24 protein-coding genes are annotated in these 19,350 nt (G+C 38.7%); 2 read left to right on the forward strand and 22 right to left on the reverse strand.

Annotated elements, in window-relative coordinates; genetic code table 11:
* Positions 1 to 72 precede the first annotated feature (72 nt).
* A complete protein-coding gene (locus ACPLVE_RS09360) occupies positions 73 to 735 on the reverse strand; it encodes a coenzyme F420-0:L-glutamate ligase (protein WP_424611289.1) in 663 nt (220 codons plus the stop codon).
* Positions 736 to 895: 160 nt separating this feature from the next.
* Here ACPLVE_RS09360 and ACPLVE_RS09365 point away from each other — a divergent pair, with 160 nt between their 5' ends.
* Positions 896 to 1,750 (forward strand): N-acetylmuramoyl-L-alanine amidase family protein, encoded by an 855-nt coding sequence (locus tag ACPLVE_RS09365; protein WP_424611290.1) that lies wholly within the window; start codon positions 896 to 898, stop codon positions 1,748 to 1,750.
* 9 nt (positions 1,751 to 1,759) lie between these two features.
* On the opposite strand, the gene sfsA is transcribed toward ACPLVE_RS09365, so the two are convergent.
* The 13 genes from sfsA to ACPLVE_RS09430 all read right to left on the reverse strand — a co-directional run bounded on the left by sfsA (position 1,760) and on the right by ACPLVE_RS09430 (position 12,569).
* Positions 1,760 to 2,449, reverse strand: a complete 690-nt coding sequence (gene sfsA, locus ACPLVE_RS09370; RefSeq protein ID WP_424611291.1) for a DNA/RNA nuclease SfsA — start codon at positions 2,447 to 2,449, stop codon at positions 1,760 to 1,762.
* Positions 2,450 to 2,458: 9 nt separating this feature from the next.
* Positions 2,459 to 2,827, reverse strand: coding sequence for a 6-carboxytetrahydropterin synthase QueD (gene queD, locus ACPLVE_RS09375; protein ID WP_424611292.1), 369 nt, complete (start codon positions 2,825 to 2,827; stop codon positions 2,459 to 2,461).
* Positions 2,828 to 2,830: 3 nt separating this feature from the next.
* Positions 2,831 to 3,331 (reverse strand): 2-amino-4-hydroxy-6-hydroxymethyldihydropteridine diphosphokinase, encoded by a 501-nt coding sequence (folK, locus tag ACPLVE_RS09380; protein WP_424611293.1) that lies wholly within the window; start codon positions 3,329 to 3,331, stop codon positions 2,831 to 2,833.
* Positions 3,328 to 4,140: a dihydropteroate synthase gene (folP, locus tag ACPLVE_RS09385; RefSeq protein WP_424611294.1), complete on the reverse strand. Its 813-nt coding sequence runs from the start codon at positions 4,138 to 4,140 to the stop codon at positions 3,328 to 3,330. The genes folK and folP overlap by 4 nt, the downstream gene beginning before the upstream one ends.
* 10 nt (positions 4,141 to 4,150) lie before the next feature.
* Entirely contained in the window at positions 4,151 to 4,717 is a 567-nt protein-coding gene (gene folE / locus ACPLVE_RS09390) for a GTP cyclohydrolase I FolE (protein ID WP_424611295.1), read from the reverse strand.
* A gap of 101 nt (positions 4,718 to 4,818) precedes the next feature.
* Entirely contained in the window at positions 4,819 to 6,318 is a 1,500-nt protein-coding gene (lysS, locus tag ACPLVE_RS09395; RefSeq protein WP_424611296.1) for a lysine--tRNA ligase, read from the reverse strand.
* A 19-nt stretch (positions 6,319 to 6,337) separates the two neighbouring features.
* Positions 6,338 to 6,811 (reverse strand): transcription elongation factor GreA, encoded by a 474-nt coding sequence (gene greA / locus ACPLVE_RS09400; RefSeq protein ID WP_011026409.1) that lies wholly within the window; start codon positions 6,809 to 6,811, stop codon positions 6,338 to 6,340.
* 169 nt (positions 6,812 to 6,980) lie between these two features.
* Positions 6,981 to 8,069: an NAD(P)H-binding protein gene (locus ACPLVE_RS09405; protein ID WP_424611297.1), complete on the reverse strand. Its 1,089-nt coding sequence runs from the start codon at positions 8,067 to 8,069 to the stop codon at positions 6,981 to 6,983.
* Positions 8,062 to 8,991 (reverse strand): quinate 5-dehydrogenase, encoded by a 930-nt coding sequence (locus ACPLVE_RS09410; protein WP_424611298.1) that lies wholly within the window; start codon positions 8,989 to 8,991, stop codon positions 8,062 to 8,064. The genes ACPLVE_RS09405 and ACPLVE_RS09410 overlap by 8 nt, the downstream gene beginning before the upstream one ends.
* Positions 8,992 to 8,995: 4 nt before the next feature.
* On the reverse strand, positions 8,996 to 9,520 hold the full coding sequence (locus ACPLVE_RS09415; RefSeq protein ID WP_424611299.1) for a transcriptional regulator: 525 nt from the start codon (positions 9,518 to 9,520) through the stop codon (positions 8,996 to 8,998).
* 80 nt (positions 9,521 to 9,600) lie between these two features.
* Positions 9,601 to 9,828 carry a hypothetical protein gene (locus ACPLVE_RS09420; protein WP_424611300.1) on the reverse strand — a complete coding sequence of 76 codons (228 nt, stop codon included), beginning with the start codon at positions 9,826 to 9,828 and terminating at the stop codon, positions 9,601 to 9,603.
* Between the two features lie 6 nt (positions 9,829 to 9,834).
* Complete coding sequence (locus ACPLVE_RS09425; RefSeq protein WP_424611301.1) at positions 9,835 to 11,034, reverse strand: Ger(x)C family spore germination protein; 1,200 nt, start codon at positions 11,032 to 11,034, stop codon at positions 9,835 to 9,837.
* The gene (locus tag ACPLVE_RS09430) at positions 11,034 to 12,569 is read right to left on the reverse strand and encodes a spore germination protein (protein ID WP_424611302.1); all 1,536 of its coding nucleotides are present in this window, start codon (positions 12,567 to 12,569) and stop codon (positions 11,034 to 11,036) included. Before ACPLVE_RS09430 ends, ACPLVE_RS09425 begins: the two co-directional genes overlap by 1 nt.
* A 90-nt stretch (positions 12,570 to 12,659) precedes the next feature.
* Here ACPLVE_RS09430 and ACPLVE_RS09435 point away from each other — a divergent pair, with 90 nt between their 5' ends.
* On the forward strand, positions 12,660 to 13,769 hold the full coding sequence (locus ACPLVE_RS09435; RefSeq protein WP_424611303.1) for a GerAB/ArcD/ProY family transporter: 1,110 nt from the start codon (positions 12,660 to 12,662) through the stop codon (positions 13,767 to 13,769).
* A gap of 6 nt (positions 13,770 to 13,775) precedes the next feature.
* Here ACPLVE_RS09435 and ACPLVE_RS09440 read toward each other — a convergent pair whose 3' ends face one another.
* From ACPLVE_RS09440 to ACPLVE_RS09475, 8 genes are all read right to left on the reverse strand, one after another.
* On the reverse strand, positions 13,776 to 14,543 hold the full coding sequence (locus tag ACPLVE_RS09440) for a type III pantothenate kinase (protein ID WP_424611311.1): 768 nt from the start codon (positions 14,541 to 14,543) through the stop codon (positions 13,776 to 13,778).
* A 48-nt stretch (positions 14,544 to 14,591) separates the two neighbouring features.
* Positions 14,592 to 15,122, reverse strand: coding sequence for an ECF transporter S component (locus ACPLVE_RS09445; protein WP_424611304.1), 531 nt, complete (start codon positions 15,120 to 15,122; stop codon positions 14,592 to 14,594).
* Positions 15,123 to 15,268: 146 nt separating this feature from the next.
* Entirely contained in the window at positions 15,269 to 15,673 is a 405-nt protein-coding gene (locus ACPLVE_RS09450) for a DUF2118 domain-containing protein (protein ID WP_424611305.1), read from the reverse strand.
* 1 nt (position 15,674) lies between these two features.
* Entirely contained in the window at positions 15,675 to 15,947 is a 273-nt protein-coding gene (locus tag ACPLVE_RS09455) for a hypothetical protein (protein WP_424611306.1), read from the reverse strand.
* A gap of 10 nt (positions 15,948 to 15,957) precedes the next feature.
* Entirely contained in the window at positions 15,958 to 17,508 is a 1,551-nt protein-coding gene (locus ACPLVE_RS09460; RefSeq protein WP_424611307.1) for an acyl-CoA carboxylase subunit beta, read from the reverse strand.
* Between the two features lie 90 nt (positions 17,509 to 17,598).
* Complete coding sequence (mce, locus tag ACPLVE_RS09465) at positions 17,599 to 18,000, reverse strand: methylmalonyl-CoA epimerase (protein WP_424611308.1); 402 nt, start codon at positions 17,998 to 18,000, stop codon at positions 17,599 to 17,601.
* Entirely contained in the window at positions 17,993 to 18,946 is a 954-nt protein-coding gene (gene meaB / locus ACPLVE_RS09470; protein ID WP_424611309.1) for a methylmalonyl Co-A mutase-associated GTPase MeaB, read from the reverse strand. Before meaB ends, mce begins: the two co-directional genes overlap by 8 nt.
* On the reverse strand, positions 18,943 to 19,350 hold the full coding sequence (locus ACPLVE_RS09475; RefSeq protein ID WP_424611310.1) for a cobalamin B12-binding domain-containing protein: 408 nt from the start codon (positions 19,348 to 19,350) through the stop codon (positions 18,943 to 18,945). Before ACPLVE_RS09475 ends, meaB begins: the two co-directional genes overlap by 4 nt.

Consider the following 19,350-nt stretch of genomic DNA (forward strand, 5'->3'; position numbering starts at 1 on the left):
CAAGAAAATTTATAATATAGACATGGAAAATTTTCAAAAGCTTTAATATAAAAAAAAGCAAGGGGCAATATCTTACTCCCTGCCGTCAGGTACCACTGAAAGTATGTTTTTGTAATTTTTTATGACTACAATAGGCGTTTGCTGTTCTGAGTTACCTGAAGGATTGTCCAAAAAAAGCTTTTCTACGTATTTCTTATCTACTCCTTTTGAGGCACCAACGCAGTCAGCTTTGTGTAAATCATTTGCGTCAATTATTACAGCATCCACTCCTGTTTTTTCTTTTATCATGTCGCAAACTTTGTCCGGGTCTTTGGGGCCTAAAACTACATGTCTATGATACGGTGGCATAGTCCCTGCAAAATCGTCAATTAAAGCCACTTGCCTTCCTGCTATTATAAAAAACCAGCCTTTTCTACCTAAAAGTTTTCCTATTCCACCTACTATTGCCGCTATTAAGATTCTAAACCACCCCACTTCATTTATAGCGCACTGCATGCCATAAGGAGAAGTGAGGCTGCCTTTTCTATCCGTAAATTTGCAGAGTATCCTAGCTAAAAGCCCTGGTTTAATCTGCTCAGGGAGATATGCTCTTCCTTGACTTATAGCAACTACGCTTTCTGCAATAGATATCAAATCTCCTGGTTCAGCTATATCTTTGGTATAATGGTATACCACCTCTACTATATCGTCCTTTTCTGTTATAATGTGAGTTCTTATTGGTATTTTCCCATTCATAGTTTAAGCCTCCATTTATCCTAAAAATTGTAATACTAAAATTTTTAGTAAATATCTTTTATTTTTTTCTTGCTGTGGTAAAATATATTTAGCTTTATCACAATTATATCATAACTTTCTCACAGTTTTATCACAAATTTTTATAATTGGAGAGGGGAAAATGTTAAACAAGCTGACAAATATAAGGATTGATTCTGCCTGTAAAAGCTTATCTATAAAAGAGCACAAGAGCCTGGTGGTTTTTGATTTTTCTTTAGACATCCCTTCACATCAGGCAGAAATTCATGAAAACACCATAAAAATAATATTCTCTAGTGTACCCCTTAATATGCCAAAAGGCATATACAAAGTTTTGGATGGCATTATATCATCTGTCGAAATAAAGCAACAAGGAGAAGACATTGTGGCTTCCCTTTATCTTGATTTTCCATCCAACTTTGAAGTAAAGACAATAAAAGGAATACCCTCGCAATTTGAAGTGTACATAGATAGAAGCCCGCTCATAGAAGTATTAAAAGGAAGGAAAATAACAATAAATCCTGGTTTTAGCAAAAAAACCAAAAGCCCTACAGGACTTTTTATGCACATCCCAATGATGGGAATAGCAAAAAAGTTAAATTTTCTGCTTAGTAATTGTAAGGCAGAAAGCAAAATAACCTGGGAAAAAGACCCTCAAGAGAGAAATTTAAATGAGTTGGATTCTGAAATTCTAATTGACCTTTACACAGAAGCATCATTTAAAGGAGAGAGTGGATTTAAGGTATACTACGAAACCCAGAATAGCACTTCTTTTGACCTTGCTAAATGTGTAAATAGGGCAATGGAAGAAAAACTACAACTCCCAAACCTAGGAATTTTTGAAAAAAGGTTCGGATACAAAAACAGCATCATCCCTCTCGGCGTCGTACCAGCTATGGAAGACGTGAGAATAGACGATGCTCACCTGAGAGATATCGATTATAGAGAAAAAGTAGCTCAAGCGATATTTAACGGAATAGTAAAATTTTATTCGTAAAAAACAGGGTTACAGCACTACCTGTACCCTGTTTTTTAGATTGATAAAATTTTCTCCCACATCGCAGGTATAGGCATAAACTTCTACGCCTTTTGTGAAAGCTTCTCTTAAAAATTGTCCAAATTGAGGGTCCTGTTCGTCATTTGGAGTAAAATATTTGATGTCATCCATTTGAATTAAGAAAACAACTGCCGCTCTCATTCCTTCTTCTTTGACTTTTATGAGCTCTTTTAAATGCTTTCTACCTCTTTCTGTCGGCGCATCAGGAAATTTGGCTACTCCATCTACTTCCAAAGTAACACCTTTCACTTCTATGTAGCAAATTTCTTCTCCATTTGTAAGTTTTATGTCAAACTTGCTGTTCCCAAAGCTCCTTTCCTTTTCCACCAGTTCATATCCTCTAAACTCCTCAACTATCCCTTTTTTTATGCTCTCCAAGAACACTTTATTGGGCACTTGAGAATCAATTGATATGAGCCTTTTACCTTTATAAGCAAAGGCAAGTTCATAAGGAGTTTTTCTCCCCCTTTTTTCTCTCACTTCTAAAAGCACATCTGCCCCCTTTACGAGTATCTCTTTAAGTCTACCTGTATTCGGAACGTGAACCAGGGTTTTAAAGCCATCTATTTCTACATAGGCTTCAAATCTATTTAACCTTTCTATGAATTTCCCTTTTATTATCGGATTTTTAATAATCATCATAAACCCTCATTTCATATCCTCTGCTGTAACTTCTGCAAAACTGGTTGGCGTCTCCCAGAGAGTAAGCTTGTACAGCTTGTAATTGGGCCCTTTGAGTTCTCCTTCTAATTCCTTCCACATCCACAGGAGTATGTTTTCACAAGTTGTGTTAAAACCCAGCACTTCATTTAAATATTTGTGGTCAAGCTTTTTTATAATTTTTTCATTGACAATTTCTTTTAGCTTTACAAAGTCCAAAACCATTCCTTCCTCATCGGGATAACCCTCAACTGTGACCTCTAACCTATAAGTATGGCCGTGCAACTCTTCACATTTACCATGGTAATTGACAAGGTTGTGGGCGCTGTCAAAGGTAAATATTTTTGTAACCTTCATTTTTTACACCTCTTCACACCAATCTTTTTTGTAGAGCCATACACCCTGCTTATCTATAAGGCTTTCTATCGCCTCATCTATGGATAAACCGTTTTTACTCAATGAAGGATTTATATCCCTTAATGGTATCAGCACAAAAGCCCTTTCCCACATGTGAGGGTGGGGAATAGTTAGCTTCTCATCATTTAGAATAAGTCCATCATACAAAAGGATGTCTATGTCAATGGTTCGGGGTCCCCATTTTATTGTGCGCTCTCTTTTGAGTTCTGCCTCAATACTTGTAGTAACATCTAGAAGTTTATAGGGCGTTAGGTCTGTTTCTATTAAAATTGCAGCGTTTAAAAAATTGTCCTGTTCTAAATATCCTACAGGCTTTGTCTCATATATTGGAGAGAGCTTCTTTAAAACTATGTTTTTATTTGACTTAAGCCTTTTGACCGCCTCTTTTAAATACTTTTCTCTATCTCCTAAATTTGAACCCAAAGAAAGATACACCTCTGTCATCTTCTCACCATCGCATCAGTCATTTTAGCTACTCTTGACATTTCTTTTACGTCGTGGACTCTTATTATATCCACTCCTTTTACTATTCCCACAGCTACAGTGGCCGCTGTCCCTTCCAATCTATCTTCTACATCTACGTTTAAGACTTTGCCTATCATAGATTTTCTGGAAGTACCCAAAAGAACAGGAAGTCCCAGAACTTTTAATTCCTCCAGGCGATTCATGACCTCTAAGTTATGTTCCAGAGTCTTTCCAAAGCCTATGCCGGGGTCAACTATCATCTGGTTTCTTTCAATTCCAGCTTCCTCAGCAATTTCTATGCTCTTTTTCAAAAATTCTATGATAGATTTTACTACATCATCGTACTCAGCCAAAATGCTATTGTGCATCATGACAACCCCTGCTTTATATTTGGCAACTACTTCTGCCATCTTGGGGTCTTTCTGAAGCCCCCACACATCATTTACTATATGGGCTCCTGCCTCCAGCGCCTTTAAAGCTACATTCGCCTTCATAGTATCCACAGAAATTATCACATCTGAAATTTTAGAAAGCCTTTCGATTACAGGTATAACCCTTCTAATTTCTTCCTCTTCATCGACAGGACTATATCCGGGCCTTGTAGACTCTCCTCCTACATCTATTATATCTGCTCCCTCTTCAATCATCTGCAAAGCTCTTTCAATCCCTTTTTCTAAAGTATTGTATTTGCCTCCGTCCGAAAAGGAATCAGGAGTCATGTTTAAAATACCCATTATGTAGGTCCTTTTGCCAATCTCTAAAGTTTTATCCCTGCACTTTAAAATCATAGCCTTCCCCCTATCTCCTGGAATTTATCAAAGCCATAACTTCCGCTCTGGCTTTCTGGTCCGTTCTGAATATTCCCCTTAAAGCAGAGGTAACAGTTTTAGAACCCGGCTTTTTAACTCCCCTCATGGTCATGCACAGATGCTCTGCCTCTATGACAACAGCAACCCCCAAAGGATTGACGGCTTCCATTATGGTATCCGCAATTTCACTAGTAAGCCTTTCTTGGAGCTGAGGCCTTTTTGATAAAACGTCTACTATACGAGCAACTTTTGAAAGGCCTAAAATTCGCCCTTTTCTTGGAAGGTATGCCACATGGGCAACACCTATAAAAGGAAGAAGATGATGCTCACACATAGAGTAAAGGGGAATATCTTTTACCAGGATTATCTCTTGATGCTCATCTTCTTGGAAAATTTTTATAACATCTTTTACATCTGTGTGAAGTCCAGAAAAAATTTCTTCGTACATCCTGGCTACTCTGTCAGGAGTTTCAAGGAGCCCCTCCCTATCGGGGTTTTCGCCTATGGCTTCAAGTATCTCTCTTACAGCTTTTTTAATCTTTTCTTTGTCTATCATTTTTGATACCCCTTCTTTTTTGTTGTGCACAGCTTTAATTATATTACTTTTTGCGAAAAAAAGCCAGAATATAAAAGTTAAAAGCAGTCCTAGGACTGCTTTTAATCTTTGGGTTTCATTGTAGGGAAGAGTATTACATCCCTTATAGAATAAGAATCTGTCATAAACATGACAAGTCTATCTACACCTATACCCAAACCTCCTGTAGGTGGCATACCTACCTCAAGGGCATTTATAAAGTCCTCATCCATCATGTGAGCTTCTTCATCTCCCGCTTCTCTCTGCCTCAACTGTTCTAAAAATCTCTCTTTCTGGTCAATCGGGTCATTTAGCTCTGAAAATGCGTTTGCAACTTCTCTGCCGTAAATGAAAGCTTCAAACCTGGAAGTAAAAGCAGGGTTGTCGCGCTTTCTTTTAGCCAAAGGAGAAACCTCCACTGGATAGTCCATTACAAAAGTAGGCTGTATAAGATGCTTTTCTACCAGTTCGTCAAAGACAAGTGCTATTACTTCTCCTTTTTTCATATCGGGCTTTTTCAACTCAAGATTCAAATCCTTTGCTATTTTTCTCGCTTCTTCATCTGTACCAACTTTCCCAAAGTCAATCCCCACATATTCTTTTATGGCATCCACCATAGTGATTCTCTTCCACGGCGGCGTTAAATCTATTTCAGTGCCCTGATAGACTATTTTTGTGCTGCCATTTACTTTTTCAGCTACATACGCAAAAAGCTGTTCAGTAAGTTCCATCATACCGTGATAATCCGTATAAGCTTCATAAAGTTCAAGGAGCGTAAACTCCGGATTGTGCCTTATATCCATTCCTTCATTTCTAAAGACTCTGCCTATTTCATAGACCTTTTCAAATCCCCCGACAATCAATCTCTTCAAGTGAAGCTCCAGCGCAATTCGCAAATACATGTCTATGTCTAAAGCGTTGTGATGGGTGATAAAGGGCCTCGCCGCTGCTCCACCTGCAATTGTATGCAAAACTGGAGTTTCAACTTCCAGAAATCCTCTATTGTCTAAAAATTCTCTTATTGCCTTTATTATCTTGCTTCTTTTTATGAATACTTCTCTCACGCCTGGATTTATTATCAGGTCCACATACCTTTGCCTATACCTTAAATCCGGGTCTTTTAAGCCATGCCATTTCTCAGGAAGAATCTGCAGTGATTTACATAAAAGCTTGAAATCCTTGACATTTATAGTGATTTCTCCTGTCTTTGTCTTAAAGACTTCTCCTGTAACCCCTATAATATCTCCTATGTCAAGGAGCTTAAAGATTTCGTAGTTTTTTTCTCCGACATTATCATATCTCACATAAATTTGAATTCTTCCGTCCCTGTCCTGTATATCTGCAAAAGAAGCTTTCCCGTGGCTCCTCTTGGTCATTATCCTTCCTGCTAGAGTTACGGTTTTCCCTTCAAAATTTTCGTAATCGTTTTTAATGTCTGAGGAAAGATTAGTTCTTTCAAACCTATCTATGCCATAGGGCTCTATCCCCATGCTCCTTAAGATATTGAGTTTTTCTCTTCTCACCTTTAAAAGTTCATTCAAATTCTCAAGGTCATTTAAAATGTTATCATTAGAATTACTCATATTATACCTCCATCATCCTTTACCTTCGTATTTCGAGTATTTTGAGTTTAATGACTCCCGCAGGCACTTCTACAGAAATTGTTTCTCCAACCTTTTTGCCTAAAAGCGCCTTTCCAATTGGAGATTCATCAGAAATCTTGTTATTCATGGGGTCTGCTTCCGCCGACCCGACTATAGTGTACTCTACTTCTTCGTTGTAAGTCTCATCAAATACTTTAACGGTACACCCTATGCTTACTTCGTCAAGCTTTATATCTTCTTCGTCAATTACTTTTGCGTTTTTAAGCATGGCTTCCAGTGTGGCAATTCTTCCCTCAATGAAGGCTTGCTCGTTCTTTGCTTCATCGTACTCTGAGTTTTCGCTCAAATCCCCAAAGGCTCTTGCCTGTTTTATTTTTTCAGCTACTTCTGCCCTTTTTACTGTTTTTAAATACTCAAGTTCCTCTTCTAATTTTTTAAGTCCTTCATAGGTCAAAATCACAGGCTTGCTCATAGGCATTCTCCTTTTTCTTAAAATATTTTAAAAGGTATTTTTATTCTTATGTAGAGTTTAAAATTTTTATGTGTTCAATATATTAATACACAAGCACTGCTTCCGCAGTGCTTGTGTATTTTTCATGTGGAATATTATAAACCAGGCAGCAAATAAAGTCAAGTCCAAATTAAGCGAATTTCCACGTTTCTAACCTTTTTTTAGCGTTTTTTCTCACAGATTCTATTTTTTCCATTGTAACTTCTCTTTCAAAGCTCCTGAAACCTGCCAATTTGAATCCGTGTTTTTTTGCAAGTCTCGCTATTTCATCTACCTGCTCGACTGTAAGGTCTCTCCCTAAAGAGTAATTTTCAATGCGCCCCTCCATAGCTAAAATCATTGTCTCTGCCATGCAGGCATAACTCGTTTTGGGCGGAAAACCAAAATTAAAGTGAAAATCCACATCTCCCGGTACTTCCACTACTCCTCCTTCTATCACAAGCACGTCATCCCTTTTGTCTGCAACTTCTTTTGATACATCTCTTGGCCTTGCCACATCGCATACCACTGCCCCGGGCTTTAAATATTCTGGCTTTATTACAGTATCCACTGCGCTTGTCACAGTTATTATTATGTCGGCATCCTCAAGTGCCTCTTTTACATCTGAAGTTATGTGAGCAGACATTCCTGTTTTTTGCATCAGGTAATCTCTGAAATTCTGCAATTTTTCTTTGTTTCTCGCAACTAAAGTCATGTATTTGGCATCCCTTGAGAGAATTTCAGCGCAAACTTTCCCTATGGAGCCCGTAGCCCCAATTACCACCACATGAGAATCTCTTACATCCTTGCCCATTAGTTCAGCTGCTTTTATGGCCCCCTCTATAGCGGTTGCTACTGTGTAGCTGTTGCCAGTGGTGACTGCGATGTTTGAATTTTTTGCAATTGTAATTCCCGCATCCCCTACAACAGAGGTCATAGCACCCAAACCTACAATTTCTGCCCCTAAATTTTCAGCAATCTTTACTGCTTTTATTATCTTCTTCAAAACATAATCTTCAGGCAGTTTAAGCATTTGTTCAGAAGTCAGAGGAACCGCTACAAACCATCCTTCTGTCTCAGCATATTTGCTTTTTACCCCTGTAATTTCAGATACCTTCATCGGCGGAAGGAGCCTTGTAAAGCCCTCCACCACCCATTTAGGGAATTTTTGCATCACTTTAAATTTGCGACTTACATCCTCGTATTCTATAGGATGAATTATAAAGCCAAATTTATGCACTCTCAATACCTCCCTTTTCTTGTAAATACTCTACCCTCGGCTCAAAACCTATCTTGTCCAAAAGCTCCTCATAATCTTTAGGCGTCATCTCTTCTTGCTTTTTGCCTGCTATTGCCACAAGAACTCCTTCCATCACATTTGTGCCGAAGGACCTCCCGTTTATATTGGGGGTGGTGGTAATCAAAATTTCAACCCCTCTCTGCCTCAAAGTTTCAACATCTTCTTGTGTTACAGTATTTGTAACTATGACCTTTCCTTTTAAATCTTCGGGCATGAACCTTTTTATAAACAAAAAATCGCCTGCTATTATGTCCGCCTCTTTATAGAATCTCTCGTATTTTTTGCTGTCTATCTTCAGCTGTTTTTCTCCCGTAGGATATATCAATTCAAAAGGCAGTCGCGCTACTACTGGAACGATTATAAAAGAGAGAAAATAGACAAGCCTTAAAGAGTGCAAAGGAATAGGGACATTGAGTGCAAACATCAGGTCCCCTATTATTAGGGAAGCTCCCTCTTCTTCAAAAGCCTTTGCCATTCCGTATCTATCCATTGCACTGGTGATAAGCACTTTTTTCCCTCTTAAGTCAACTATTCCTTTTTGCTGTATGTATTTTATTACTCTTCTTTCAAGGGTATTCTTAAGTCCCGAACCATCTACAATAGGGGTAATTTTCGCAGCATTCTTTAAAGGCAGAGCATCTCTTATCACATACCTCTTGTTTCCTGCAGAAAGATATAAGTCTATTCCACCCATACCAAAAGCGTCCACTTTTCCGTCAAGCTCTTTTATCATCTCTACAGCCTTTTTTAAATCTCCATCAGTGCCAATTCTTTCGATTATAAATTTCTCTCCTAAAACTTCTATTTCTGCTTTTTTATTCCTAGTAGAAGACCCTAAACTTATGCTTACAACTCTCTTCATTTTTTCACCCTCTTAAAGAATCTAATATGTCTTTTATTACCTTTGGATCTACATACACATCTTCTGTGAGCGGAGAATGCCCGATGTTTACAGTTATTATGTCTTTGTCAAAAATGGCTTCCATAAGCTGGCTCCTTTTGTCTGACCCTAAAAATATTATCACGTCATGAGACTGCACCTTGGCAATAAGGTCCATAACCATATTAAAAAGCTCTATCCCACTAGTACTTTCGGCTATGCTAAGCCTTTCTTTTTCAGATAAGAGAAGAGTAAAATTAACTCCCCATTCTTTCAAAAGCTCCTCGAGCTCTTCTTTGTTTTTTATTGGAAAACCAATTACCGCTATATTCCCGCCTTTTCTTACCTCCGCTAGATTCTCAAGCCGTGATATAAAGCTTCTGTCCACTTTAAAGCGGTCTGCCACCTCTTGCTGCGAAAAACCGTTCTGCCTCATTTCAATCATCTTGTCTATAATGCTGTGAAGTTTGTTTAAATTGATGATTTTGTCTCCCACTTTTACAAATTTCATCTTAAAACCTCCGATGTGCACATTTTGTGCTCACGCTGATTACAATTTTACTACTTTTTAAAAAAAATTTCAAGGCAGATTCACTGCCTCCAAAATTTTTCTATAGGTTTTAGAAGATGGCTTATTACTTTATTCACGGAAATAATCTGTACATCAAGTACATATAGCAGGTTTAACACATAACCAGCTATGAGAAATATAAAAAAAACTGTAACTTCCTTAAACCTTTTTTCTCTTAAAAGCCTTGGAACTTCCAGCATCGATAAAAAAACGAACAAAACCGTCAAAGCCGCGATTTTAAATAGCATCAAAACTCACCTCGGATGTATTGGTTTGGATGAAAGTCCAGAACGACGGATGTGCGTCTTAACAGTTACATTAAATTTTATATCAGGGTAAATATTTTCCCAGTCCTTTACGACTTTTTTCCACACTTTAGGCTTACTTCTGTGAAGAATTTCTACAAATCCCACTACATCTGCATTGTATTTTTTTTGAAGTATATTCAAAGTTCTCTCTATAGCAGATTTTATTTTACTGCTCACAATAACTTCTAATTGCTGTAGTTTTTCAGGCTCTGTGATGTCATACTTGGTCTCCTGTTCATTTAAATAAGCTTCTACATTTACTTTTATGTTAAATGAGATTTTATCCCTCTCAACTACAGGCTTAATCTCAGTTTTTGCTTTGGTTATCACAAGGGAGATGTGAGCTTTTTCGCCTTTTAATCCTTTATCAAGTGTTAAAGTGCTCCTTTTTAGCTTATTTGTCAGCACCAACACGGCTTTTGTGTCCTGCTCTTCTAAAAAGCCTATTAATTTATCATTGTCAAAAACTGCTGAACCTACAAGCCTTACTCCCACAGCTTTGCCATCTTTCTTTACAACCTCAAGTTTACCTGTGATAGGAGCTTTTTTAGGTATTTCCAGCGTCTGGATAAATTCATTTAAGTCGCATACATAAGAGGAAGAAGTGTTTGCCTGATTTGATATAATCCCAAGGACTTCTTTATAAGGATACCTTTCCAAGGTATTTGAAGAAGGAATATTGAAAAGCTCGTGTATGCTGCCTCCTGTGACAACTAAAATATATGCCGTTCTTCTAAACTCTGGATTTCTCGTCATAAAGTCAAGAGTCTGATATATACCTGAACTAGCAAATTTTTCATCCAAAAATATTATCTCGTTATACTGCATAAATAAAGATCGAGGAAGTTCGTCATTTAAATTGGCAAAAGCCTTAGCAAAGTCCACTCCATTTGCTTGAAAGACAGCGTAAGGCTTTCCAACAGCACCACCTCCCCCTGTTCCTCCTCCAAGTCCTCCGCCGCTCACTAAAAGCCCCGGTTTTAAGATTTCTACTACAAGATGAATCATCCCATCTTCTCCTTTTTCAATTCCCAATCCCTGAACAAAGGCCAGCTGATTTATCTCTCTTTTATCCCAGCAACCCTCAGTAATGAGTAAACTCGTCAAAAAAATTAATATCACAGCTATAATTTTTCTCCATTTCATTATCCTCTTTTATCCTCCTGCCTTATTATGTTTTTCCTCTGTATAGTTTTAGGCCTTAGTATTTTTGCCCACCAAGGAATCCTTGTAAATACATCCGTTAACTCCCAAGTTCTGCTCGGAGTTATCGGCGAAAGATAAGGCACTCCAAAGGATTCTAAAGATGTCATATGAGCTAAAATCATCATTATAACCATTATTATCCCAAAAAAACCTAAGGTCCCTGCTGCTATCATTATGATAAACCTGAGTAACCTGAAAGTTATAGCTACATTAAAGGCAGGTATGGCAAAGGAAGCAATGCCTGTCATAGCCACTACAATGACCATGGCAGGGGAGACAAGGCCAGCTTGAACAGCTGCCTGCCCTATCACAAGGCCGCCGACGATGCTCACTGCTTGACCTACCTGCATTGGAAGCCTGATTCCTGCTTCCCTCAGTATTTCAAAGGTGACCTCCATAAACAAAGCTTCTAAAAGGGCCGGAAAAGGAACTCCTTCCCTCTGGGCAGCAATTGATATAGCTAATTGCGTTGGTATCATCTCCTGATGAAATGTAGTTTCTGCTATGTATATAGAAGGGAAAAGAAGAGCCGTTATCATGGCTATTATTCTCAATATTCTCAAGGCAGAAGACAAAAAATATCTTTCATAGTAGTCTTCTCCTGCCTGAAAAAATTGTGCAAATACAGCCGGAACAGTCAATACAAAAGGTGAACCATCCACAATTATAGCTACTTTCCCCTCTAAAATCTCTGCAGTTATCCTGTCTGGCTTCTCCGAATGAGCAATCTGGGGAAAAGGAGAAAACGGATTATCTTCTATAAATTCCTCAATATATCCGCTGTCAATTATCCCATCAATCTGTATCTTCTTAAGCCTTTTTTTGACTTCTTGAACAACTTTATCATCCGCTATTGATTTTATGTAAGCGATTGCCACATCTGTCTTTGAGTATTTTCCTATTTTCATGTCCTCAATAACAAAATCAGGGTGCTTTATCCTTCTTCTTAACATAGAGGTATTAATCCTTAAGGTTTCAACAAATGCCTCCTTAGGTCCCCTCACATAGGACTCAGTAGTAGATTCACTGACGTTTCTTCCTTCCCAACCCTTTGTGGAAAGTATTAGCGCTTTTCCAACGCCATCAATAAAAAGCGCCGTATTCCCAGAAAGTACTTCATCTAGAACATCTATTACTTTATCTTTGATTTTTACCTCAGATATTGTAACAAAAAGTTCTTTTATCCTTTCAAAAAACTCATTTCCAAAACCATGTCTTTCTTCTATCTTCTGCGTTTCTATCGTCAAAGGGAATACTACATTGTGAGCTATCAATGATTTATCGGCTAGCCCATCTACATACACAAGATAGGCCGCTATCCTTTTTTTGCCAATTTTTATGTCTCTAAACACCACATCATTGTTACCCTCTAAAAGAGTGGAAAAAATATATCTATTTTTAATTAAATCTTTTTCTAAATACATATATTTATAATTTTCACGAATTTGCCGTGAATCAGGAAATTTTCTTGGCATTTTTACACCTCCAAAAATATTATTTCCTTTGCAAAGAATATTATGTCTTTTTATGCAAATAATATAAAAAAAGAAATAGAGGGTTGGGATATGATCAATAAAATGGAAGAATTTGAAAGGACAGCCGAAAAAAAAATATCCTCTAAACAACTTGTCTTCCTGCTAGTAACAACAGTTATCTCAACTGCTGATGTTTTTCTCCCTTCCTTTGTAGCACTGGCAGCGAAACAGGACGCATGGATATCCATAATCTTTTCTTTTCTTTTTTCTATCATAATATTTAGCCTGTACTACAAATTAGCAATTATGTTTAAAGAAGAAACATTTTTTTCCTATATAAACAAAATCGTAGGCAGTTTTGCTGGAAAAATCATTTCCTTTTTATATCTTCTTTTTATGCTTCACGGGATCTCACTCGTTATGAGAGAATTGATAGAGGTAATGGTAAATGCTTTCATGCCCCACACTCCTGCCATAGTGTTTTATATAGTATTAATAGTGTCAGTTATGTATACTGTTTCAAAAGGATTCCTTGCAATAGTGAAATTAAATGAACTTCTCTTCCCTTTCGGTATGCTTCTTCTGGCTTTCGTAATAACTCTTGACCTACCCAAAGTTGATATGAAAAACTTTCTTCCAATACTTGAAAACGGAATAGTTCCTCCGATAATCGGTTCTGCACTTATAACCCCCTTTATGCTAGAGACGGTCATCATCCTTTTTATATTCCCTCACATATCCAAAAAAGAAAGGGCATTAAAGAGTGGAATCATAAGCCTTACAATACTCGCCTTTAGTATGATGCTTGGTGTTCTGGCAATTGGGATATTTGGAGCAAAGACAGCGGCTAACTTTCAATTTACGGCCCTAGAACTCGTGAGAAACATACGCATAAGCGATTACATTCAGAGGTTTGACTCTCTTGTCATGGCCATGTGGCTTATGGGGATATATCTAAAAATAGTGATATTCACATACCTTTTCTCGAAAGGACTAACAGAAACCATTAAATCAACGGACTACAGGTTCATACTTTTACCATTAGCTACACTTTTGATACCATTGTCCGAGAATGTCTCGGAAAGCCTTGATGGACTGTACACATATTTCCAGAGATTTTTCCCTTTTGAATGCTTCTGGTTCGAAGTATTCTTCCCGCTTTTACTTTACACAATCGCAAAGGTAAGAAAAATAAAATGAGAGGAATCACTCCTTATTCCTCTCATATATGATCCTCAATCCCTCGAGTGTAAGCATCTCGTTCACAGTGTCTATTGTCTCTGATTCCTCAGCAATCATATTTGCAAAACCTCCGGTTGCCACTACATAGGCAGAAGGTGCAAATTCTTTTTTCATCCTCCTGACTATGTAGTCCACCATACCTACATGTCCATATATGATCCCGGACTGCATGCTAGATACGGTATTTCTGTTAATTACTGTTGAAGGTTTCGTAAGGTCTATCTTTGGAAGCTTAGCAGTCCTCTGGAAAAGAGCATCTGCCGAAATTACAAGCCCGGGAGCAATTATTCCGCCTAAGTATTCCCCTTTTTCCGATATAGCGCAAAAGGTGGTCGCCGTCCCAAAATCTATAACTATAACGGGCCCTCCATACAAGTCATAAGCTGCCACTGCATTCACTATTCTATCTGCTCCCACTTCTTTGGGATTGTCATATTTTATGTTTATACCTGTTTTTATTCCAGGACCTACCACTATAGGTTTTGTCTTAAAATACTTCACAGACATCGCCTGCAGAGTATTCATAAGGGGTGGAACTACTGAAGAAATTATCACATCATCAATATCCGAAAAATCTATGCCATTGTAGCTAAGAAGCTGGTTTACAAGCATTCCATATTCATCATGGGTCTTATTCTTATCTGTAGAGATTCTAAAGGAATGAAGCAGTTTTTTAGCTTCAAATACCCCTATAACTATATTTGTATTGCCCACATCAAAAGCCAGTAACACATCTCTCACCTTCTTCAATTAAAATTAAGCAGGCAAAAAGCCTGCTTTTTATCTATTGTATGCTTTTTTCAAAGACTTTACTACTGCTGTCACAAGTAAAGAAGCAACTATAATCTCAGGTATTCCATTTCGCAAAGCAACAAAAGCAGCTACCTGCCAAGGCAGATATTTAAAAATTACCGCTAGGCTTAAAACACCAATGGTGTTGGTTAATGTACCGGCTGCTGCAGCAATGGCACTATTTTTAGTCCACCTGTATACGTAATAAGCTACAACCCCTATGAATATTCTCGGCAATATGGCCACCACAGGGTTAGCAAAAAGAGGCGTATTAGCTCTTAAAAAGCTAGTAATACCGAATATCAACCCAACAAAAGCGCCGACAATTGGACCTTCCAGCACTCCTCCTATTATTGCCGGAATGTGCATAGTAGTAGCACTGGCAATTCCTAAAGGAATGTAGCCTAAGACTGTGGTGGACAACACAATAGCAATTGCTGAAAGCATTCCCGCAATAGCCATCTGCCTTAGCGTAAGCCTCGCAAATACCTGCTTCTCTCTTAAAGCTCTGATCTGCACACTCCACACCTCCGTTCCGGTTCCTTAAATTTAAGGATACCGTTCCGAACGCATGACAATATTAAATTTTTAAAAGCTGTCAGGTTCGAAACCGATACCCGCAGTTTTTATTTTACCATAGAACATGCTGATACATCAAGAATTTTTTATTCCATAGTGACAAGGACATCTCCTGTATTTACAGAGGCCCCTTTTGACACATTAACACTAACCACAATCCCATCCTCAGGAGCCATTATCTCGTTTTCCATTTTCATGGCCTCTAGAATGACCAGCACATCTCCTCTTTTTACTCTGTCCCCCTCTTTTACTCTTACATCCAAAATTGTACCCGGCATAGGTGCAGAAACAACTTTAGAACCAGAGGAAGAAGTAGGGGTTTTTGCTTTAGTTTCCGTTTTTTCCGAGCTCTCTGCAACAGTTACTTCTTTATTTGATTGATGCAAAATATTTGTAGTCTCCCCAAAGTCTCCCCTTTCCTCTTTTACTTTAATTTCCTCTACTTCAACTTCGTATGTTTTTCCATTTACTGTAACTCTAAATTTCTTCACTTTACCAATACCTCCTTATGGAACGTGCTTGCATCTGCTCTATTCTACCTACAAGAGACCACAAAGGTTGACCTGTAGACATCTCTTTAATTGAGGTTATGTAAAACTTCTTATCCTCCCTCATATATGCAGAAATCGCAGCCATTACGACGGCAACTATTTCTTCCTCAGTTTCTTTTTCATCCAATTTTTCTCTTTCTGCCCTTACTTCTATTACTTCTTCTACTCCCCTTTCACGGGGCACTCTTTTTAAAAGGTTTAAGATTCTCTCCATTTTTATCACCCTACAGAGGAATATTGCCATGCTTTTTAGCCGGCCTTGTCTCCCTTTTAGCCCTTAACATCTCAAAGGCAGAAATAAGCCTTGGCCGCGTTTCAGAGGGAATTATTACATCATCCACATAACCTCTTGCTGCAGCTCTATAAGGATTAGCAAAATTTTCTCTGTACTCTTTTATCTTCTGCTCTCTGACTTCAGCTGGATTTTCTGCTTCATTTATCTCATTTTTAAATACTATATTAGCTGCTCCTTCTGGCCCCATAACAGCAATTTCGGCAGTAGGCCATGCGAAAACTATATCTGCTCCTAAATCTTTGCTGCACATAGCAAGATAAGCCCCGCCATAGGCTTTTCTCACAATTAAAGTGACTTTTGGAACTGTGGCCTCTGAATACGCGTAAAGCATCTTAGCCCCATGCCTTATTATCCCACCATATTCTTGGTTTGTCCCGGGTAAAAAGCCTGGGACATCTACAATACTCAATATCGGGATATTAAAAGCATCACAAAATCTTATAAACCTTGCTGCTTTGTCAGAAGCATTTATATCCAGAACTCCCGCCAAAACTCTAGGCTGATTGGCCACAATTCCTATCGTTCTTCCATTTAACCTCGCAAAAGCCGTAATTATGTTTTCCGCATACATCTCCTGCGATTCAAAAAATTCGCCTCTGTCTACTATCTCCCTAATAAGTTCCTTCATATCGTAGGCTTTATTGGGATTGTCAGGAACTATTTCCATAAGTCTTTCTGAAATCCTTGCCGGGTCATCACCTGTCTCATAACGAGGTGGATCTTCCAGATTATTCGATGGGAGATAAGAAAGCAGTTTTCTTACCATTTTTAGTACTTCCTCATCATTGGGACCTCTAAAATGCGCAACCCCACTCACCCTGTTGTGAGTGATAGAACCACCTAACTCTTCGGGAGTAACCTCTTCTCCGGTAACAGCCTTTATTACCTGAGGACCCGTTATAAACATTTGACTTGTCTTATCCACCATAAATATAAAATCTGTTAAGGCAGGCGAGTATACGGCTCCTCCTGCGGAAGGCCCCATTATCACAGAAATCTGAGGTATTACTCCTGAAGCAAGAGTATTTCTGTAAAAGATCTGACCATAACCTGATAGTGCATCTACTCCTTCCTGAATTCGAGCACCCCCTGAATCGTTAAGACCAATTAAAGGTGCTCCCATCTTTATAGCCATATCCATGACTTTTGTTATTTTCTTTGCGTGGTATTCTCCCAAAGACCCTCCTAAGACGGTAAAATCTTGAGCATACACGTAAACGAGCCTTCCATCAATCGTTCCATATCCTGTCACAACTCCTTCTCCCAGATACTTCTGTTTCTCCATTCCAAAGTCATAACAGCGGTGCTCTACAAAAGGGTCCAGCTCTACAAAACTTCCCTTGTCAAGGAGGATATTTATTCTCTCTCTCGCCGTGAGCTTCCCTTTTTCATGCTGAGCCCTAATTCTCGATTCTCCGCCGCCTTCTTCTGCTTTTGCCCTCCTCATTTTTAGTTCTTCTATTTTTTCCTGGATGCCCATCAGGATGCCTCCTTAATGAAATAAAGTTTTAGTAGTAGTTTTTAGTACCTACTATAATATAACATACGAGAAGAAAAAGCTCAACAAGTTTTACTTCCTCTCACAAAGCTCCAGCAATACGCCATTTGCGCTTTTGGGATGGACAAAGGCGATTTTTGCCCCTCCTGCTCCATACCTTGGCACTTCATCTATGAGCTTTACTCCTTTTCCCTTCAACTCCTCTAATGCCTTTTCAATCTCATCTACTTGAAGGGCTATGTGGTGTATGCCCTCTCCCCTTTTTTCTATGAATTTTGCTATAGGTCCATCCTCTGATGTTGATTCTAAAAGCTCTATCTCGCTCTCCCCGACCGGAATAAAGGCCGTCTTTACCTTCTGCTCTTCAACTTCTTCTATCCCTGTCACTTTTAAACCCAGCACTTCTTCATAAAACTTCCTCGCTTCTTCTATGCTCTTTACTGCTATCCCTATGTGGTCTATCTTTTTAATCACATTCTTCCCTCCTCTCAAGTATTTGCCTGTAGAGTGCTTCTGCAACTGTATAAGGATCTATCTCTTTAGCCATGATTTTCTGAATTTTCTGGTCAAATTCTTCATCCCCTATTTTTTTAAATACATCCTTCATAAGCTTGTTCTTCACGCTCTCTGTTATCTCCATCTTTATTCTGTTTTTCCTCTTCTCTTGAAGTTTACCACTTGAGATGAGATATTCTTTATGAAAATAAATTTTTTCAAGCACCTCATTTATACCCTTTCCCTCCTGTGCTACTGCTTTTACAACAGGAGGCCTCCACTCCTTTGGCATATCTAAGTCAAGCATCATGTTAAGCTCTAATACAGTCTTATCAGCTCCTTCTCTGTCGCTTTTGTTTACAACGAATATATCTGCTATCTCCATTATCCCAGCCTTTATGGCCTGTATATCATCTCCAAGTCCAGGCGCTAAAACCATCACTACTGTATCGGCTATTTTTATTATATCTACCTCTGATTGGCCCACCCCTACTGTCTCGACAAACACGTAGTCCATCCCTGCTATGTCAAGAATCGCTACCGCCATATAGGTCCCTTTTGAAAGCCCTCCTAAATGCCCTCTTGTCCCCATGCTCCTTATGTACACATTGGGATAAAGAGTTAAATCCTGCATCCTTATCCTGTCGCCGAGTATAGACCCGCCAGTAAAGGGACTTGTAGGGTCGACAGCTATTATTCCTATTTTTTTACCTTCCTCCGCCAGTTTCTTTACTATTTTATCTGTCAGCGTGCTTTTCCCAACCCCTGGCGGTCCGGTAATGCCAACTACATAGGCATTGCCGGACCTCTTGTAAAGTTTTTTTATTATCTCTCTGGCTTTTTCTTCGTCGTCTTCAGCATAAGTGATAGCTCTTGCTATTGCTCTTTTGTCTCTATTAAGAAGCAGCTTTTCTAATTCCATCATTTTTTTGCCAGCCTCTTTACATGAGTTTTTATATATTCAACTACTGCAGATGTCGGTGTACCAGGGGTGAATATCTCTGCTATGCCGTGTTCTTTCAAAAATGGAATGTCTTCTTCTGGTATCACACCTCCGCCTATTACAAGTATGTCCTCTGCCCCTCTCTCTTTTAGAAGCTTTGTTATTTTGGGAAAAAGTGTATTGTGAGCGCCAGATAAAATGCTCAATGCCACTACGTCCACGTCTTCCTGTATGGCTGCCTCCACTATCTGCTCAGGTGTCTGCCTTAATCCCGTATATATTACTTCCATGCCAGCATCTCTTAAGGCTCTTGCTATCACCTTTGCCCCTCTGTCATGTCCATCCAAGCCGGGTTTCGCCACCAGTACCCTTATTGGCCTTTCCAT

This window comes from Caldanaerobacter sp. (assembly GCF_049701115.1).
In the GTDB taxonomy this organism is placed as follows: Bacteria; Bacillota; Thermoanaerobacteria; order Thermoanaerobacterales; family Thermoanaerobacteraceae; genus Thermoanaerobacter.

What these genes read in the sequence shown, in the direction of transcription:
- ACPLVE_RS09360 (WP_424611289.1), bottom strand. Translation starts at nt 735, where the DNA reads ATGAATGGGAAAATACCAATAAGAACTCACATTATAACAGAAAAGGAC.
- ACPLVE_RS09365 (WP_424611290.1), top strand. Translation starts at nt 896, where the DNA reads ATGTTAAACAAGCTGACAAATATAAGGATTGATTCTGCCTGTAAAAGC.
- sfsA (WP_424611291.1), bottom strand. Translation starts at nt 2,449, where the DNA reads ATGATTATTAAAAATCCGATAATAAAAGGGAAATTCATAGAAAGGTTA.
- queD (WP_424611292.1), bottom strand. Translation starts at nt 2,827, where the DNA reads ATGAAGGTTACAAAAATATTTACCTTTGACAGCGCCCACAACCTTGTC.
- folK (WP_424611293.1), bottom strand. Translation starts at nt 3,331, where the DNA reads ATGACAGAGGTGTATCTTTCTTTGGGTTCAAATTTAGGAGATAGAGAA.
- folP (WP_424611294.1), bottom strand. Translation starts at nt 4,140, where the DNA reads ATGATTTTAAAGTGCAGGGATAAAACTTTAGAGATTGGCAAAAGGACC.
- folE (WP_424611295.1), bottom strand. Translation starts at nt 4,717, where the DNA reads ATGATAGACAAAGAAAAGATTAAAAAAGCTGTAAGAGAGATACTTGAA.
- lysS (WP_424611296.1), bottom strand. Translation starts at nt 6,318, where the DNA reads ATGAGTAATTCTAATGATAACATTTTAAATGACCTTGAGAATTTGAAT.
- greA (WP_011026409.1), bottom strand. Translation starts at nt 6,811, where the DNA reads ATGAGCAAGCCTGTGATTTTGACCTATGAAGGACTTAAAAAATTAGAA.
- ACPLVE_RS09410 (WP_424611298.1), bottom strand. Translation starts at nt 8,991, where the DNA reads ATGAAGAGAGTTGTAAGCATAAGTTTAGGGTCTTCTACTAGGAATAAA.
- ACPLVE_RS09415 (WP_424611299.1), bottom strand. Translation starts at nt 9,520, where the DNA reads ATGAAATTTGTAAAAGTGGGAGACAAAATCATCAATTTAAACAAACTT.
- ACPLVE_RS09420 (WP_424611300.1), bottom strand. Translation starts at nt 9,828, where the DNA reads ATGCTATTTAAAATCGCGGCTTTGACGGTTTTGTTCGTTTTTTTATCG.
- ACPLVE_RS09425 (WP_424611301.1), bottom strand. Translation starts at nt 11,034, where the DNA reads ATGAAATGGAGAAAAATTATAGCTGTGATATTAATTTTTTTGACGAGT.
- ACPLVE_RS09430 (WP_424611302.1), bottom strand. Translation starts at nt 12,569, where the DNA reads ATGCCAAGAAAATTTCCTGATTCACGGCAAATTCGTGAAAATTATAAA.
- ACPLVE_RS09435 (WP_424611303.1), top strand. Translation starts at nt 12,660, where the DNA reads ATGATCAATAAAATGGAAGAATTTGAAAGGACAGCCGAAAAAAAAATA.
- ACPLVE_RS09455 (WP_424611306.1), bottom strand. Translation starts at nt 15,947, where the DNA reads ATGGAGAGAATCTTAAACCTTTTAAAAAGAGTGCCCCGTGAAAGGGGA.
- ACPLVE_RS09460 (WP_424611307.1), bottom strand. Translation starts at nt 17,508, where the DNA reads ATGGGCATCCAGGAAAAAATAGAAGAACTAAAAATGAGGAGGGCAAAA.
- meaB (WP_424611309.1), bottom strand. Translation starts at nt 18,946, where the DNA reads ATGATGGAATTAGAAAAGCTGCTTCTTAATAGAGACAAAAGAGCAATA.
- ACPLVE_RS09475 (WP_424611310.1), bottom strand. Translation starts at nt 19,350, where the DNA reads ATGGAAAGGCCAATAAGGGTACTGGTGGCGAAACCCGGCTTGGATGGA.